This window comes from Ferrovibrio sp. GW821-FHT12F09, assembly GCF_058806775.1.
Map to the genome: position 1 here is coordinate 550,732 of NZ_JBXAPZ010000002.1, position 16,104 is coordinate 566,835.

Consider the following 16,104-nt stretch of genomic DNA (forward strand, 5'->3'; position numbering starts at 1 on the left):
ACGATAGACAACATGCTGACTTACCTCGCGCGTCGACTGCTGCTGATGATCCCCACCCTGCTGGTCATCAGTCTGTTGATCTTTCTGATCATCAAGCTGCCGCCCGGCGACTATCTGAGCAACCAGATCGCCGAATTGCGCGCCCAGGGTGAAACCGGCGCCTTGGAACGCGCGGAATTCCTGCGCCAGCAATATGCCCTCGACCGGCCGTTGTTCGAGCAATACGGCATCTGGATGGGCTTCTGGCCGGGACCGAACGGTTTTTCCGGCCTGCTGCAGGGCGACTGGGGCTGGTCGTTTGAATACAACCGGCCGGTTGGCGAACTGATCGGCGACCGGTTGGCGATGACCGCCATCATCAACGTCTTCACCATCATCTTCATTTACCTGGTTGCCTTCCCCATCGGCGTCTATTCCGCCACGCGGCAATATTCATGGGGCGACTATGGCTTCACGCTGCTGGGCTATATCGGCCTGGCAACGCCGAATTTCCTGCTTGCCCTGGTGCTGCTCTATTATTCGAACATCTGGTTCGGCGTCAGCATGGGTGGCCTCGTCGACCCCGAACTGATCGATGCGCCCTGGAATGGCGAAAAGATCCGCTCGCTCATGGTGCATATGATCGTTCCCGTCATTGTCATCGGCACGTCCGGGACGGCAGCCATGATCCGCCGGCTGCGCGCCAATCTGCTGGATGAGTTGCAGAAACAGTATGTCACGACGGCGCGGGCCAAGGGCCTGCCGCCCCTGCGCATGCTGGTGAAGTATCCCATCCGCATGGCACTCAATCCCTTCATCGCCGATATCGGCAACCTGCTGCCGTCCATCGTCTCCGGCTCGGTGATCGTGTCGGTGGTGATGAGCCTGCCGACCGCCGGACCGATGCTGCTCGGTGCCCTTCAGTCGCTCGACCAGTATCTGGCCGGCTCCTTCCTGATGTTCCTCGCCCTGCTGACCGTGATCGGCATGCTGGTTTCCGATATCCTGCTGGCGTTGCTCGATCCCCGCATCCGCCTCGCCGGCGGCCAGGCCAAGTAGGACCCCATGAGCAGCGATCAGAACCGCCAGCCCGTGGAACACTGGGTCAACCCGCAGCCCTTCGATCCCCATTCGATCGAGGCCATGACCCCGGGCCAGGAGCAGTATTACCGGGCCTCGCAATGGAAAATGATGTGGTGGAAATTCCGCCGCCATCGTCTGGGGCTGTGGAGCGGCGTGATCCTGCTGATCATCTACGCCTCCACGCTGTTCTCGGAGATTATTGCGCCTTACAACCTGCAAACCCGCAATCCACGCGGCATCTATGCGCCGCCCCACGAAATCCACCTGTTCCACGAAGGCAGCTTCGTCGGACCCTTTGTTTACGGCCAGCGCTTCAAGATGAATACCGAAACGCTGAAGCGCGAATATACGCCGGACCCCAACCGGGTGCAGAAGCTGCGCTTCTTCTGCCAGGGCGATGCCTATGATTTCTGGGGTATGGTGCCCATGCGGTTCCATCTCGTCTGTCCGGCCGAAAACGGTGAGTTCTATCTGCTCGGCACCGACCGCCTCGGGCGCGATATCTTTTCGCGTATCGTCTATGGCACCCGCATCTCGCTGACGGTCGGCCTGATCGGCATCGCCATCAGCTTCATCATCGGCATCGTGCTGGGCGGCATCTCCGGCTATTACGGCGGCTGGATCGATACGGTGATCCAGCGCCTGATCGAGTTGATCCGCTCGCTGCCGGAACTGCCGCTGTGGATGGCATTATCCGCGGCCCTGCCCATCACCTGGTCGCCGATCCTGGTTTATTTCGGCATCACCATCATCCTGGGACTGCTCGACTGGCCCGGACTGGCGCGGGCCGTGCGCTCCAAGCTGCTCAGCCTGCGCGAAGAGGATTTTGCCACGGCGGCAAAGCTGATGGGCGCCTCGCCCAGCCGCATCATCGGTCGCCACCTGTTGCCCAGCTTCATGAGCCATCTGATCGCCTCGGCCACGCTTTCCGTGCCGTCGATGATTCTGGGCGAAACCGCACTGTCCTTCCTCGGCCTGGGCCTGCGACCGCCAATCACCTCCTGGGGCGTTCTGCTGAACGAAGCCCAGAATATCAATGTGGTGGCGCTGTATCCCTGGCTGATGGCGCCGGCCCTGCCGGTCATCATCGTGGTGCTGGCTTTCAACTTCTTCGGCGATGGCCTGCGCGACGCCGCCGATCCCTACCGCTAGGCCGGTTTCACCAGCCACAGGCTGGCGGGTCGCGCCTCGGCCACATGCGGCAGGCGGCCGATCACGCTGCCGCTGACCGCCGACGCCATCCGTGTCAGGGCGTAATGGCTGGAAAAGAGCGGCCGGAAACCGCCCGCCAGCAGAGCGCCGATCAGCTGCTGCTCGTTATAGCCACGCCAGGCCCAATCGGGCGGGTAGTCGTCGGGCAGGAAAATATCGTGGATATGCACCAGCACGCCGGGCGGCAATGCCGGCAGCACGCGGTTGAACAGCCAGTCGACATCGCTGCCCGGCATCAGGATATGGCTGGAATCGATGAACAGGATATCGCCGGGCTGCAGGGCCGCGAACAGCGCCGGATCGGCGGTCTGCACGATGGCGGGTATGAAACGCACCGGCAGGCCGGTCAGGGCCGCGCGCGGCTGCGGATCGATGGCGATGATCTCGGTGGCGAGACCGGCATCGGCCACGGCACGGGCCAGGAAGCGCGTGGAATGGCCGGAGCCGACCTCGATGATCCGCTTGGGTGCATGCTGCCGCACCAGCGTGTAGGCAGCGACGGCATCAAGCGTCGGGAACCAGCTTTGCGTAAACCGCGGCGCGGGCGGCGGTGCCTTGTCGGCGGCTATCGACAACAGCGTATCGGCGAAGGCGTCAGCCCGATGCAGTAGATCGGTAAACGCCGGCTCGGCCGCAGCAAACTGCCCGGCGATGGCATCGTAAACCGGCTGACGTGCAGCGATGCCATCGGCATAGCGATAGGGAATGAAAAACCCTTGTGCGCGCAGGCCAAGGATCGTCTGCAGCCCCATGCGGAGCCGCCGCCAGTGCAGGCCGGCCGGCATCAGGGCCGCAGGACCAGGCCCTCGCGGGCCACCACCGATCCGGGGCGCACGACGGCCACATCGGCGGCCACCTTGTCCATGAAGGCGTCGTCGTGATCGGGGTCGTGATGGAACACCACGAAGGTCTTCACGCCGGCAGCATCGCAAAGCTTGGCGCCGGCCTGCCAGGTGGAATGGCCCCAGCCCTTACGGCAGCTATGCTCCTCGGCGGTGTACATCGAGTCATAGATGACGATGTCGGCACCCGCGATCAGCTTCAGGATATTCTCGTCCATGCCCTGTTCGGGATGCTCGGTATCGGTCAAGTAGCAGATCGACTTGCCCTGGAATTCGACACGATATCCAGTGGCAAGATCGGGATGGCTCAGCGGGCCGGTGCGCACGGTCACGCCCGGATGCGGCTGCAGCACCGCGCCCTGCGCGAAATCATGGAAGGATATCTTCGCCTGGAAGATTTCCAGCGGCACCGGAAACAGCGGCGAGCACATCATCTGCTTCAGCACGCCTTTGATGCCACCGGTATCGGTAACATGGCCGGCATGGATGCGGAATGTATTGCGCGGATCGAAGGCCGGGCAGAAATGCGGCATGCCGCAGACATGGTCGTAATGGGTATGGCTGAAGAAGATATCGGCATCGATCGGCTGCTTCCGCTCGCTGAGCGTAATACCGAGCGCGCGCACGCCGGTGCCGGTATCGAAGATCAGCAGGTGCGAGCCGCATCGCACCTCGATCGACGAAGTGTTGCCCCCATAGCGCATCACTTCCGGCGAACCGACGGCAATACTGCCGCGCACGCCCCAGAAGCGAACGTAAAAATCCTCAACCCCCACCGTGGCCTCCTTTTTCCCGTCAGCGTCGAGGGATGGAGAGCCTTCTATGCCGACTGAGCCTTGCCGGTCAGCGAGGTCTGTGCGGAAATCTGTCATGGAGAAGATTAAGGGCGGGCGGGCGCATGTCTCAAGCGTTTATTACTGAAATCCAAGGTTCCTTGGCGACCGTCACATTTTGCCGCCCGGAAAAGCACAATGCCTTGGAAATTGCCGACCTGGACGCGCTTGACGCTGCGTTAATAGAGCTGTCCGGACGATCCGATATCCGCACATTGCTGCTCTGCGCCCAGGGCAAGAGCTTTTGCGCCGGCGTCGATTTCGGCTCGGTGGCCGGCCATGACTGGCGCGACAACCCTCTGGAACGCGTCTGCGACCGCCTGGAAACCCTGCCCTTTCCCACGCTCTGCGTGCTGCAGGGCGGCGTCTATGGCGGCGGCACCGATCTGGCACTGGCCTGCGATTTCCGTCTTGGCCGTGAAGACATCCGCTGTTTCATTCCACCGGCGAAACTTGGCATCCAGTACCACCCGCATGGACTGAAGCGCGCTGTCACCCGGCTGGGGCTCGGCCCGGCCAAGCGCCTGTTCCTGGCCACGGAAACCTTCGATGCCGCCGAAATGCTGCGCACCGGGTTTCTCGACTGGCTGGTTCAGGCTGATGAACTGGAGGCCCGGGCGCAGGCGCTGGCCGCCACACTGTCCAGCCTCGCTCCGCTGGCCGTGCGCGGCATGAAGCAGAGCCTGAACGAGATCGCCAATGGCCTGTTCGACGAGCGCGCTGCCCGCGACCGCGCCGCCGGCAGTTTCCGCACCGGGGATTTTGCCGAGGGCCGCCTGGCCATGGGCGAGAAGCGTCCGCCGAGATTTACCGGCGCATAAGCCCTATGGCTGCAGGCGGTAGCCGCCCGGATCGGTGATCAGCAGCCGTGCCGCGCCGGGATCGCGCTCGATCTTCTGGCGCAGGCGATAGATATGGGTCTCGAGCGTATGGGTCGAGACGCCGGCATTGTAGCCCCAGACCTCAGCCAGCAGGGTTTCGCGCGGCACCGGCTTGGTGCCGGCGCGCAGCAGGTATTTCAGGATCGCGGTTTCCTTTTCGGTCAGCCGCACCTTCTTGCCGGCCTTCTCGGTATCCAGCAGCATCTTGTTGGACGGCCGGAAGCTGTAGGGCCCGATCGAAAAGACCGCATCCTCGCTCTGCTCGAACTGGCGCAGCTGCGCCCGGATACGGGCCAGCAGCACCCCCAGCTTGAACGGCTTAATGACATAGTCGTTGGCGCCGGATTCCAGACCCAGGATGGTGTCGGCCTCGCCATCGGCCGCCGTCAGCATGATGATCGGTGCGCGCATGCCCTGTTCGCGCATCTTGCGGCAGAGATCGCGGCCATCCATATCGGGCAGACCGACATCCAGCAGCACCAGATCGAAATGCTCGCCCGGCAGCAGCTTCAGCGCCGCAACGGCATCGTTGACGCAGAGCGTGGAGAATTCGCGCGTGGTTTCCAGCTGTTCTGCCAGCAGGCTCTGCAGGATGGTGTCGTCATCCACCAGCAGCAGGCGTTTTGGTCCGCTCATCGTTTCCCCCTCAGCGCAGCAGCGCGGCCATTGCCTCGTGCAAGGCCCGGCCAGGCAACACCAGTTCGTCGATGATATCGAAATGATGCCGGTCAGGCGCTGTGATCGCAGTCACCTTGCTGCGGCCAAGCGCCTGCCAGGCCGTCACGAAATCGTGTTGCTGCTGGTGGAAAGCCGGCGTTTCCGCTCCGCCCACGGCGCAAACCAATGGCGGCAATGGTCCGCCGAAGTCCGGCAGCAGCAGCAGCGGCGAATTGCGCGCTGCCACCGCCTGATCCATGCCCAGCTTGTCGTTCAGGTAGGTCTGCTGGATCGGCCGCAGGTCATGCAGGCCGGAAACCGAAAACCCGCTTCTCACCAGATCGGCGGGCGCGGCGCCATCCAGCTTTGCCCAGTCGGTCAGCAGCGCCATGGCGGTCAGATGGCCGCCGGCGGAATGACCGCTGACATGGATGCGGTTGCGGTCGAACCCGAGCGGCGCCGCCTCACGCCAGAGGAACAGGATGGCGCGGCGGATCGAGGCGACGATGCGGTCCATATCCGCCTCGGGGCCAATCGGATAGTTCACCACCGCCACATTGGCCAGGCCGGTGGGCACATAGCCGGTGGCGAGATAGGCATTCTCGTTCTTGGTCAGCGCCTGCCAGTAACCGCCATGGATGAACACCAGCAACGGGCCGCCGGCCTGCGGGAGCGTGAAAAGGTCCAGCGTCTCGCGCGGATGCGGCCCGTAGGCGATATCCTTGCGGCAAGGCAGCGTCTGCCGCGCCTCGGCACTGCGCGTGGCCCAGCGCTCCAGGTCCTGCGGATGCGTCGGCACCGCGGCGCGGTTGTTATACAGCTTGTCGAGAGCGGCGCGATCAGACATCGGCTCCCTCGCTGCTATCCGGTTTTACTTGAAGCCGACCGAGACGATTTCGTAGGCCTTGGTGCCGCCGGGCGTGGTGACCTCGACATTCTCACCGGCGGCCTTGCCAACCAGCGCCCGCGCCAGCGGCGCGGTGATCGACAGCAGGCCAGCCTTGATATCGGCCTCGTCGGCGCCAACGATCTGGTAGGTGCTTTCTTCGTCGGTATCCTCGTCAGCCAGCACGACGGTGGCGCCGAACTTGATCTTGTCGCCCGACAGCTTGGATACGTCGATCACCTCGGCGCGGCTGAGCTTGTCTTCAACCTCGAGGATGCGCGTCTCGATCCAGCCCTGGCGTTCCTTCGCCGCATGATATTCGGCATTTTCGGACAGGTCGCCATGCTCGCGCGCTTCCGAGATCGCGCGGATCACCGACGGCCGTTCGACCGATTTCAAATTCTTCAGCTCGGCCTCCAGGCGCTGGTAGCCGGTCGCGGTCATCGGAATCTTCTGCATAATTCCCTTCCTGTCTGACCGTTAAAAGTAGGCTTGGAGGGGGACGACCGCAAGGCTTCCTGACCGCAGGGCCTCAATTGCCCGCACCGCGGCCTTGGCGCCGGCCACGGTGGTGAAATACGGAATCTTGTTCATCAGCGCCGTACGCCGAAGGTCGAAGCTGTCGCGGATCGAGGCCGAGCCTTCGGAGGTGTTGAAGACCAGCTGGATAGCGCCGTTCTTCATGGAATCCACCACATGCGGGCGGCCCTCCATCACCTTGTTGACGCGACTGACGGCGATGCCGTGCTCCTCGAAGAAGCGGGCCGTGCCGGTGGTGCCGACGATCTCGAAGCCCATGGAAATCAGACGTCGCGCCGCATCCACCAGGGCCGGCTTGTCGCCATCGCGCACCGAAATGAACACGCTGCCCTTGAGCGGCAGGATGGTGCCGGCCGCCAGCTGGGCCTTGGCAAAGGCCGTCCCGAAATCGCGGTCGATGCCCATCACCTCGCCGGTCGACTTCATCTCCGGGCCGAGAATGATGTCGACGCCGGGGAAGCGGGCGAACGGGAAGACCGCTTCCTTTACGGCAATATGATCAACCTTGGTCTCGTGCAGATTGAAGCTGGCCAGCTTCTCGCCCGCCATGACGCGCGAGGCGATCTTGGCCAGCGGCACGCCGATGGCCTTTGCCACGAAGGGCACCGTGCGCGAGGCACGCGGATTGACCTCAAGGATATAAACCGTGCCGTCCTTGACCGCATATTGCACATTCATCAGACCGACGACCTTCAGGGCCCGGGCGAGCGCCTGGGTCTGCGTCTTGATCTCGGCGATGATATCGGGCGCCAGGCTGTAAGGCGGCAGGGTGCAGGCGCTGTCGCCGGAATGGATGCCGGCTTCTTCGATATGCTCCATCACGCCGGCGACGAACTGCGTTTCCGCATCGGCCAGGCAGTCGACATCGACCTCGATGGCATCCGACAGGTAGCTGTCGATCAGTACCGGCGAATTCCCCGAAACCTTCACGGCCTCAGTCATGTAGCGTTCGAGCTGGGCATTGGTGCGCACGATTTCCATGGCGCGGCCACCCAGCACATAAGACGGGCGGATCACCACCGGATAGCCGATCTTCGCCACCACAGCGCGAGCCTCGTCTTCCGACCGAGCAATGCCGTTGACCGGCTGCTTCAGATTCAGCTGCTGCAGCAACTGCTGGAAGCGTTCGCGGTCCTCGGCCAGGTCGATGGCATCCGGCGAAGTGCCCAGGATCGGCACTTTTGCCGCTTCCAGGCCGGCGGCGAGCTTCAGCGGCGTCTGGCCGCCGAACTGCACGATCACACCCAGCAGCGTGCCCGTCGACATCTCGACGCGCACGATCTCCAGCACGTCTTCCACGGTCAGAGGCTCGAAATACAGGCGATCCGAGGTGTCGTAATCGGTGGACACGGTTTCCGGGTTGCAGTTGACCATGATGGTCTCGAACCCGGCTTCCTTCAGCGCATAGGCCGCGTGCACGCAGCAGTAATCGAACTCGATGCCCTGGCCGATGCGGTTCGGGCCGCCGCCCAGGATCATCACCTTCTTGCGGTCCTGCGGCTGCGCCTCGCATTCGGCATTCGGCCCGAATTCGTAGGTCGAATACATATAGGGCGTGCGGCTTTCGAATTCCGCCGCGCAGGTATCGACGCGCTTGAACACCGGCACGACACCGAGCTTGCGGCGGGCCGCCGAAACCTCGGCTTCCGGCTGCTGCACCAGCTCGGCCAAACGGGCATCGGAGAAGCCCATACGCTTCAGGGCCTGCAGATTATCGGCATCCTTGGGCAGGCCAGCTTTGCGGACCCGCTCCTCGGTCTGCACGATCTCTTCGATCTGCTCCAGGAACCAGGGATCGTATTTGCAGGCGGCATGAATCTCGGCAACGCTCAGGCCATGACGGAAAGCCTGGGCGATCACCAGCAGGCGATCCGGCGTCGGCTTGGCTAATGCTGCAACGATGGCATCCTTGCCATCCACATCATCGGCATTGGCGATGGCCACTTCGTTCAGACCGGTCAGGCCGGTTTCCATCGAGCGCAGCACCTTCTGCAGGCTCTCCTGGAAGCTGCGGCCCATCGACATCGCCTCGCCCACCGACTTCATCGAGGTGTTCAGCAGGCGGTCGGTGCCGGGGAACTTCTCGAAGGTGAAGCGCGGCATCTTGGTGACGATGTAGTCGATGGTCGGCTCGAACGACGCCGGCGTCACGCCGGTGATGTCGTTCATCAGTTCGTCCAGCGTGTAGCCAACCGCCAGCTTGGCGGCGACCTTGGCAATCGGGAAGCCGGTGGCCTTGGAGGCCAGCGCGGACGACCGCGACACGCGCGGATTCATCTCGATCACCACCATGCGGCCGTCGGCCGGGTTGACGGCGAACTGCACGTTCGAACCGCCGGTCTCCACGCCGATCTCGCGCAGCACCGCCATCGAGGCGTCGCGCATGATCTGGTATTCCTTGTCGGTGAGCGTCAGCGCCGGCGCAACCGTCACGCTGTCGCCGGTATGCACGCCCATCGGATCGATATTCTCGATCGAGCAGATGATGATGCAGTTGTCCTTGCGGTCGCGGACAACCTCCATCTCGTATTCCTTCCAGCCGAGCACCGACTCGTCGATCAGCACTTCGGTGGTGGGCGAGGCATCGAGGCCACGGGTGACGATCTCGTCGAATTCCTCATGCGTATAGGCGATGCCGCCGCCGGTGCCGGCCAGCGTAAACGACGGGCGGATGACCGCCGGCAGGCCCACGGTGGGCAGCAGCGCGCGCGCCTCGTCCAGCGTATGCGCGGTGCCAGACCGCGGCATGTCGAGTTTCAGGCGGTTCATCGCCTGGCGGAACTGCTCGCGGTCCTCGGCCATCTCGATGGCTTCGCGCGTGGCGCCGATCATCTTGACGCCGAACTGCTTGAGCACGCCCATCTCGTCCAGCTTCATCGCGGTATTCAGCGCAGTCTGGCCGCCCATGGTGGGCAGCAGCGCGTCGGGCCGCTCTTTCTCGATCACCTTGGCGACGATCTCGGGTGTGATCGGTTCGATATAGGTGGCATCCGCCAGACCCGGATCGGTCATGATCGTGGCCGGGTTTGAGTTGATCAGGATGACGCGATAGCCTTCCTCGCGCAGCGCCTTGCAGGCCTGCGTGCCGGAATAATCGAACTCACAGGCCTGACCGATCACGATGGGACCGGCGCCGATGATCAGGATGCTTTTGATGTCAGTACGTTTGGGCATGATTCACCTGGGAGCGAAGCGCGCGCGGGATTAACCGCGCTGCTGCTCCATCAACTCTGCAAAGCGTTTGAACAGATAATGGCTGTCCTGCGGACCGGGCGAGGCCTCAGGGTGATGCTGCACCGAGAAGACCGGCTTGTCGGTCAGCTTGATGCCTTCATTGGAACCGTCGAACAGCGACACATGGGTGCGCACCACGTTCTGCGGCAGGGTTTCCTCAATGACGCAGAAGCCGTGATTCTGGCTGGTGATCTCCACCTTGCCGGTCTCCAGGTCTTTCACCGGATGATTGGCGCCGCGATGCCCGCGATCCATCTTGCCGGTCTTGCCGCCGAGCGCGAGCGCCAGCATCTGATGACCGAGGCAGATGCCGAAGACCGGCTTGCCGCTGTCGACCAGCGCCTTGATCGTCGGCACGGCATATTCACCGGTCGCCGCCGGATCGCCGGGGCCGTTCGACAGGAAAACGCCGTCAGGTTTATGACGCATCACATCTTCCGCCGTGGCGTTGCCCGGCACGACGGTAACCTTCGCGCCGATATCGGCCAGGCAGCGCAGGATGTTGCGCTTGATGCCGTAGTCGATGGCGACGACATGGAATTTCGGGTTAGTCAGCTTGCCGTAGCCCTTGCCGAGCTGCCAGCGCGTCTCGTCCCAGCTGTAGGTCTGCCGGCAGGTGACCTCGGCGGCGAGGTCCATGCCTTCCAGGCCCGGCCAGCCCTTGGCCTTCGCGTGGAGCGCCGCCAGGTCGAACTTGCCGTCGCGGCGATGCGCGATCACGCCGTTCGGCGCGCCCTGGTCGCGGATGCGCCGGGTCATGGCGCGGGTATCGATGCCCGACACGCCGATCAGGCCGCGCAGCTTCAGCCAGTCGGTCAGCTGGCTGTTGTTGCGGAAGTTGGACGGGCCGGTGATCGGCGCGCGCAGGATCAGGCCGCGGGCCGCAATGCCCTGCGTCTCAATGTCTTCAGCATTCGTGCCGACATTGCCGATATGCGGGAAGGTGAAGGTGATGATCTGGCCGGCATAGGAGGGATCGGTGAGGATTTCCTGATAGCCGGTCATCGAGGTGTTGAAGCAGACCTCGCCCACCGCGTCGCCCTCGGCGCCGGTGCCGTGGCCCCAGTAGACGCTGCCATCGGCCAGCACCACCACGCCCGTATAACCCGGTCCGGGTGCGGCGGCGTATTTCGGTGTCTCGGCCATGATGGGCTCCATACTCTCGGCAAGGCAGACGTCAGGCCGCAAAAAACCACCGGAGGCGATGGCATCCGGCGGTACGGCACAGCTGTTCAACGATGATTGCGGCGGCGGCGGGCGCCGCTTCAACCGAGGCCGGACCATATCAAAACCGCGGCCATCGTCAAGCCTGCCTCAGAGGTTAAAAACAAAGAAAAATCATATACTTATTCCTTTTGCGCTGTATCGCCGTCTGGGCTATGCTGCGCGCCTTCCGAAAACACCCCGATTCCGTATACCGCAAGAGGACTGCGATGCTGCGCGACACGCTCAACCAGGCGATGAAGGATGCCATGAAGGCGAAGGACGCCCGGCGTCTGGCCACCATCCGCATGGTTCTGGCTGCCATCAAGGACAAGGACATTGCCGCCCGCACCTCGGCGGAAGAGCGCACCGGCATCGACGATGGCGCCATCCTGTCCCTGCTGCAGAATATGGTGAAGCAGCGCCGTGAATCCGCCACCGCCTTCGAGGCCGGCGGCCGGGCCGAACTGGCCGCCCAGGAAAAGGAAGAAATCGCCATCATCGAGGGCTACCTGCCCCAGCAGCTCTCCGACTCGGACGTCGAGGCTGCCGCCAAGGCCGCCATCGCCGAGTCGGGCGCCGCCAGCATCAAGGACATGGGCAAGGCGGTGGCGATTCTGAAGGCGAAATACGCCGGTCAGATGGACTTCGGCAAGGCAGCGGCTATCCTGAAGGCTCAACTCAGCTGACCCATCCCGAGTCGGTCCGAGTCGCGGCTGAAACAGCGATTTAGGAAGAGCCATGGCCTTCCCCGATTCGTTTCTGGAAGAACTGCGCAACCGGCTGCCGCTGTCGGGCGTGGTCGGCCGCTCGGTGCGCCTGATCAAGCGTGGTCGCGAATTCAGCGGCCTGTGCCCCTTCCATAACGAAAAGTCGCCCTCCTTCACCGTCAACGACGACAAGGGCTTTTTCCACTGCTTCGGCTGCGGCGCCCATGGCGACGTGATCGGCTTCACCATGCGCAGCAGCGGCATGGCCTTCCCCGAAGCCGTCGAGCTGCTGGCCCAGGAAGCCGGCCTCGAGGTGCCGCGCATGCGGCCCGAGGATCGTGAAAAGGCCGAACAGGTCGCCACGCTGGGCAAGGTGCTGGAGGAAGCCGCAAGCTGGTACCAGGCGCAGCTGAAAGGCGCCGTGGGCAATGAGGCGCGCGCCTATATCCAGAAGCGCGGCCTGAAACCCGAAACCGTCGAACGCTTCCGCATGGGCTATGCGCCGCAGAGCCGCACGGCGCTGAAAGAGGCCATGCTGGCCCGCAAGCTGCCGGAAGACCTGCTGATCGAGAGCGGGCTTTTGATCAAGCCGGAAGACGGCGGCGCCAGCTATGACCGTTTCCGCCACCGCGTCATGTTCCCGATCGGCGACCGCCGCGGCCGCATCATCGCCTTCGGCGGCCGCGCGCTCGATCCGGATGCACCGGCGAAGTATCTCAACTCGCCGGAGACGCCACTCTTCCACAAGGGCCGCAACCTCTACAACCATGCCATGGCCCGCGAGGCCGCCCGCGACAGCGGCACGGTGGTGGTGGTGGAAGGCTATATGGACGTCATCGCGCTCGCCCAAGCCGGCATCGACCATGCCGTGGCCCCGCTCGGCACCGCGCTGACCGAGGAGCAGATCGCCCTGCTCTGGCGGCTCTCGGCCGAGCCGATCCTGTGCTTCGATGGCGACAATGCCGGCATCCGCGCCGCCATGCGGGCGGCCGACCGCGCCCTGCCCCTGCTGGAACCCGGCCACTCCTTCCGCTTTGCCATCCTGCCCGGCGGCCAGGACCCGGACGATCTGATCAAAAGCCAGGGCCGTGCCGCCATGGACGGAGTGCTGGCCGCCGCCCTGCCGCTGGCCGATATCCTGTGGCGAAAAGAAACTGAAGTAAGGCCGCTGGACACCCCGGAGCGCCGCGCCGCCCTCGAAGCCGCCCTCTACGAGGTCGCCCGCCAGATCAAGAACCCGGCAGTCCAGAACCACTATCGCGACCATTTCCGGGCCCGCCTGCGCACGCTTTTCGCCCCGACCCGGACCTGGACCCCCAATAACCGCCCAAATCGCCCGCAGGGGCAGTTCGGCAAGCCCCTGCCGCCCCTGGCCGTGGGCGGGCCGGTCAATGCCGCGCCGGGCCGCACCGAGAAGGCCCTGATCGCCGCCGTTCTGGCCCATCCCTGGCTGCTGGAGGACCATGGCGACGCCTTTGCCGCCCTAACCTTCCCCCCGGGGCCGCTTGACAGCCTTAAGAGCCGGATTCTAGAAGAAGCCTCCCGCCATCCGGGTCTTGACGGCGAGGCCTTCGCAGCCCATCTCAGGCAGCGAGGACTCGGGGCCGCACTCGACCTCGTGACTGGCGAGACCGGCCGGATCCTGGAGCCCTTTGCGCGCGCCGATACGCCGGCGGACAAGGTTGAGCGAGGGTGGTGGCAGGCTGTGCAGCGGTACCGTCTGGCGGAGCTGGAGCAGGAGCTGGCAGCGGCAGAGGCCGATCTGGCCAGCGATACAAATCCCGAAGCATGGCAGCGCTTCCAGGCCTTACAGGCAGAGGTCGGTTCGGCGCGCAGCCAGGTTTCGGTATCGGATACGGATTGAATACCAGGCCGCTCACCCCGGGCGGCCTTGAGCATTTTACAAGACAGGACAGTTAGGAACCGGCATGGCGAAACAGGCAGCGGCCCCTGACACCGCAGAAGCACCCGAAAAAGAAGAAACCGTCGACACGCCGCTGATCGACGCGTCGATGGCTGCCATCAAGCGCATGCTGGCGAAAGCCAAGGAGCGCGGCTACGTCACCTATGACGAAATCAATGCCGTGCTGCCGCCCGAGCATGTCTCGTCCGAGCAGATCGAAGACACCATGGCGATGCTGTCCGAAATGGGCATCACCATCGTGGAAAGCGAAGAGCAGGAAGACGGCGGCGTCGCTGCGGTCGACAAGGAAGACGGCGAAGCGGAAGCCGAAGGCGGCGACGGCGAAGCCGCCGCCACCGCGCCGGCCAAGGCCGAGGTCGACCGCACCGACGATCCGGTGCGCATGTATCTGCGCGAGATGGGTTCGGTCGAGCTGCTGTCGCGCGAGGGCGAAATCGCCATCGCCAAGCGCATCGAGGCCGGCCGCGAGAAGATGATCGGCGCGATCTGCGAAAGCCCGCTGACCATCCAGGCGATCGTGAAATGGCGTGACGACCTGGTCGACGGCAAGATCCTGCTGCGCGACGTGGTCGATCTGGAAGCCACGCTCGGCGGCGCCGGCGGCGGCCCCGACAATGCCGCGCTCGATGGCGTGGAAGCCGACGAGGCCGAAGATGCCACGGCCCCGGCGCCGAAGCTGGATGCGAAGCCGGCCAAGCCGGCGGTTGCCGCTGCTGCTGCCCCCGTCCTGGTGAAGGCCGAGAAGAAGAAGGCTGCGCCTGGCGACGAGCCGGAAGTGCCGGCGGCGCCTGAAGAGCCCGACGAGGAAGACGAGGCCAACCTGTCGCTCGCCGCGATGGAAGCCCAGCTGAAGCCGCAGGTGCTGGAAGCCTTCGATGCCATCGCCAAGCATTACAAGAAGCTGCAGAAGACGCAGGAAGAGCGTCTGCAGGCGGCTCTGGTGCATGCCGATGCCGATGCCAAGAAGGACAAGGCCTATGCCAAGTCCAAGCAGGAAATGATTGTCCTGATGGAATCGGTGCACCTGAACAACGGCCGCATCGAAAGCCTGGTCGAAAGCATGTATGGCCTGAACAAGCGGCTGATGATGCTGGAAGGCAAGCTGCTGCGCTCGGCCGAGAGCTTCAAGATTCCGCGCGACGAGTTCCTCAAGCAGTATGACGGCCAGGAGCTCGATCCGAACTGGCTCGGCAAGGTCGCCAAGCTGAAGACCCACAAGGGCTGGGCGCGCTTCGGCGAGGCCGGCCCCAAGGAAGTGACGCCGGTCCGCGACCAGATCACCGCGATTGCCACCGAGTTCGGCCTGCCGATCTCGGAATTCAAGCGCATCTACAAGCAGGTGCGCGAAGGCGAGCGCGAGGCCAGCGTGGCGAAGAAGGAAATGGTGGAGGCCAACCTGCGCCTCGTCATCTCCATCGCCAAGAAATACACCAACCGCGGCCTGCAGTTCCTCGATCTGATCCAGGAAGGCAACATCGGCCTGATGAAGGCGGTGGACAAGTTCGAATACCGCCGCGGCTACAAGTTCTCGACCTATGCCACCTGGTGGATCCGGCAGGCGATCACCCGTTCGATCGCCGACCAGGCCCGCACCATCCGCATCCCGGTGCATATGATCGAGACGATCAACAAGCTGGTGCGCACCAGCCGCCAGATGCTGCACGAGATCGGCCGCGAGCCGACCCCGGAAGAACTGGCGACCAAGCTCGGCATGCCGCTGGAGAAGGTGCGCAAGGTGCTGAAGATCGCCAAGGAGCCGATCAGCCTCGAAACGCCGATCGGCGACGAGGAAGATTCGCATCTGGGCGACTTCATCGAGGACAAGAACGCGGTGCTCCCGGTCGATGCCGCGATCAACTCGAACCTGCGCGAGACCACCACTCGCGTGCTGGCGACGCTGACCCCGCGCGAGGAGCGCGTGCTGCGCATGCGCTTCGGCATCGGCATGAACACCGACCATACACTGGAAGAAGTCGGCCAGCAGTTCTCGGTGACCCGCGAACGTATCCGCCAGATCGAAGCCAAGGCGCTGCGCAAGTTGAAGCACCCGAGCCGGTCGCGTAAGTTGCGCTCCTTCCTCGATACGTAAGCCGTATCGGGCAGGACGAGATCAGGGCCCC

13 protein-coding genes are annotated in these 16,104 nt (G+C 63.9%); 6 read left to right on the forward strand and 7 right to left on the reverse strand.

The annotated features are described in order from the left end of the window. Positions 1 to 12 precede the first annotated feature (12 nt). Both AC1ROB_RS15595 and AC1ROB_RS15600 read left to right on the forward strand, forming a co-directional pair. On the forward strand, positions 13 to 1,038 hold the full coding sequence (locus tag AC1ROB_RS15595) for an ABC transporter permease (protein WP_492970210.1): 1,026 nt from the start codon (positions 13 to 15) through the stop codon (positions 1,036 to 1,038). A 6-nt stretch (positions 1,039 to 1,044) separates the two neighbouring features. Next, positions 1,045 to 2,214 carry an ABC transporter permease gene (locus tag AC1ROB_RS15600; RefSeq protein ID WP_492970209.1) on the forward strand — a complete coding sequence of 390 codons (1,170 nt, stop codon included), beginning with the start codon at positions 1,045 to 1,047 and terminating at the stop codon, positions 2,212 to 2,214. On the opposite strand, the gene AC1ROB_RS15605 is transcribed toward AC1ROB_RS15600, so the two are convergent. Both AC1ROB_RS15605 and AC1ROB_RS15610 read right to left on the reverse strand, forming a co-directional pair. Continuing rightward, a complete protein-coding gene (locus AC1ROB_RS15605; RefSeq protein ID WP_492970208.1) occupies positions 2,211 to 3,026 on the reverse strand; it encodes a class I SAM-dependent methyltransferase in 816 nt (271 codons plus the stop codon). The genes AC1ROB_RS15600 and AC1ROB_RS15605 overlap by 4 nt on opposite strands. Positions 3,027 to 3,058: 32 nt before the next feature. Further along, positions 3,059 to 3,892: an MBL fold metallo-hydrolase gene (locus tag AC1ROB_RS15610; RefSeq protein ID WP_492970207.1), complete on the reverse strand. Its 834-nt coding sequence runs from the start codon at positions 3,890 to 3,892 to the stop codon at positions 3,059 to 3,061. Between the two features lie 122 nt (positions 3,893 to 4,014). On the opposite strand from AC1ROB_RS15610, the gene AC1ROB_RS15615 reads away from it, so the two are divergent. Continuing rightward, on the forward strand, positions 4,015 to 4,770 hold the full coding sequence (locus AC1ROB_RS15615) for an enoyl-CoA hydratase/isomerase family protein (RefSeq protein WP_493031498.1): 756 nt from the start codon (positions 4,015 to 4,017) through the stop codon (positions 4,768 to 4,770). A gap of 3 nt (positions 4,771 to 4,773) precedes the next feature. On the opposite strand, the gene AC1ROB_RS15620 is transcribed toward AC1ROB_RS15615, so the two are convergent. Genes AC1ROB_RS15620 through carA form a run of 5 tightly spaced genes read right to left on the reverse strand, consistent with a single transcriptional unit; the run spans position 4,774 to position 11,293 of the window. Continuing rightward, positions 4,774 to 5,466, reverse strand: coding sequence for a response regulator transcription factor (locus AC1ROB_RS15620; RefSeq protein WP_492970205.1), 693 nt, complete (start codon positions 5,464 to 5,466; stop codon positions 4,774 to 4,776). A 10-nt stretch (positions 5,467 to 5,476) separates the two neighbouring features. Then, a complete protein-coding gene (locus AC1ROB_RS15625; RefSeq protein ID WP_492970204.1) occupies positions 5,477 to 6,334 on the reverse strand; it encodes an alpha/beta hydrolase in 858 nt (285 codons plus the stop codon). Positions 6,335 to 6,358: 24 nt separating this feature from the next. Further along, the gene (gene greA / locus AC1ROB_RS15630; RefSeq protein ID WP_492970203.1) at positions 6,359 to 6,832 is read right to left on the reverse strand and encodes a transcription elongation factor GreA; all 474 of its coding nucleotides are present in this window, start codon (positions 6,830 to 6,832) and stop codon (positions 6,359 to 6,361) included. Between the two features lie 21 nt (positions 6,833 to 6,853). Then, positions 6,854 to 10,087 (reverse strand): carbamoyl-phosphate synthase large subunit, encoded by a 3,234-nt coding sequence (gene carB, locus AC1ROB_RS15635; protein ID WP_492970202.1) that lies wholly within the window; start codon positions 10,085 to 10,087, stop codon positions 6,854 to 6,856. 30 nt (positions 10,088 to 10,117) lie between these two features. Then, positions 10,118 to 11,293, reverse strand: coding sequence for a glutamine-hydrolyzing carbamoyl-phosphate synthase small subunit (gene carA, locus AC1ROB_RS15640; RefSeq protein WP_492970201.1), 1,176 nt, complete (start codon positions 11,291 to 11,293; stop codon positions 10,118 to 10,120). A 287-nt stretch (positions 11,294 to 11,580) separates the two neighbouring features. On the opposite strand from carA, the gene AC1ROB_RS15645 reads away from it, so the two are divergent. The 3 genes from AC1ROB_RS15645 (at position 11,581) to rpoD (ending at position 16,073) form a co-directional block, all read left to right on the forward strand. Continuing rightward, on the forward strand, positions 11,581 to 12,039 hold the full coding sequence (locus AC1ROB_RS15645; protein ID WP_492970200.1) for a GatB/YqeY domain-containing protein: 459 nt from the start codon (positions 11,581 to 11,583) through the stop codon (positions 12,037 to 12,039). Between the two features lie 52 nt (positions 12,040 to 12,091). Next, complete coding sequence (gene dnaG, locus AC1ROB_RS15650) at positions 12,092 to 13,924, forward strand: DNA primase (RefSeq protein ID WP_492970199.1); 1,833 nt, start codon at positions 12,092 to 12,094, stop codon at positions 13,922 to 13,924. A gap of 64 nt (positions 13,925 to 13,988) precedes the next feature. After that, positions 13,989 to 16,073 carry an RNA polymerase sigma factor RpoD gene (gene rpoD, locus AC1ROB_RS15655; RefSeq protein WP_492970198.1) on the forward strand — a complete coding sequence of 695 codons (2,085 nt, stop codon included), beginning with the start codon at positions 13,989 to 13,991 and terminating at the stop codon, positions 16,071 to 16,073. Positions 16,074 to 16,104 lie beyond the last annotated feature (31 nt).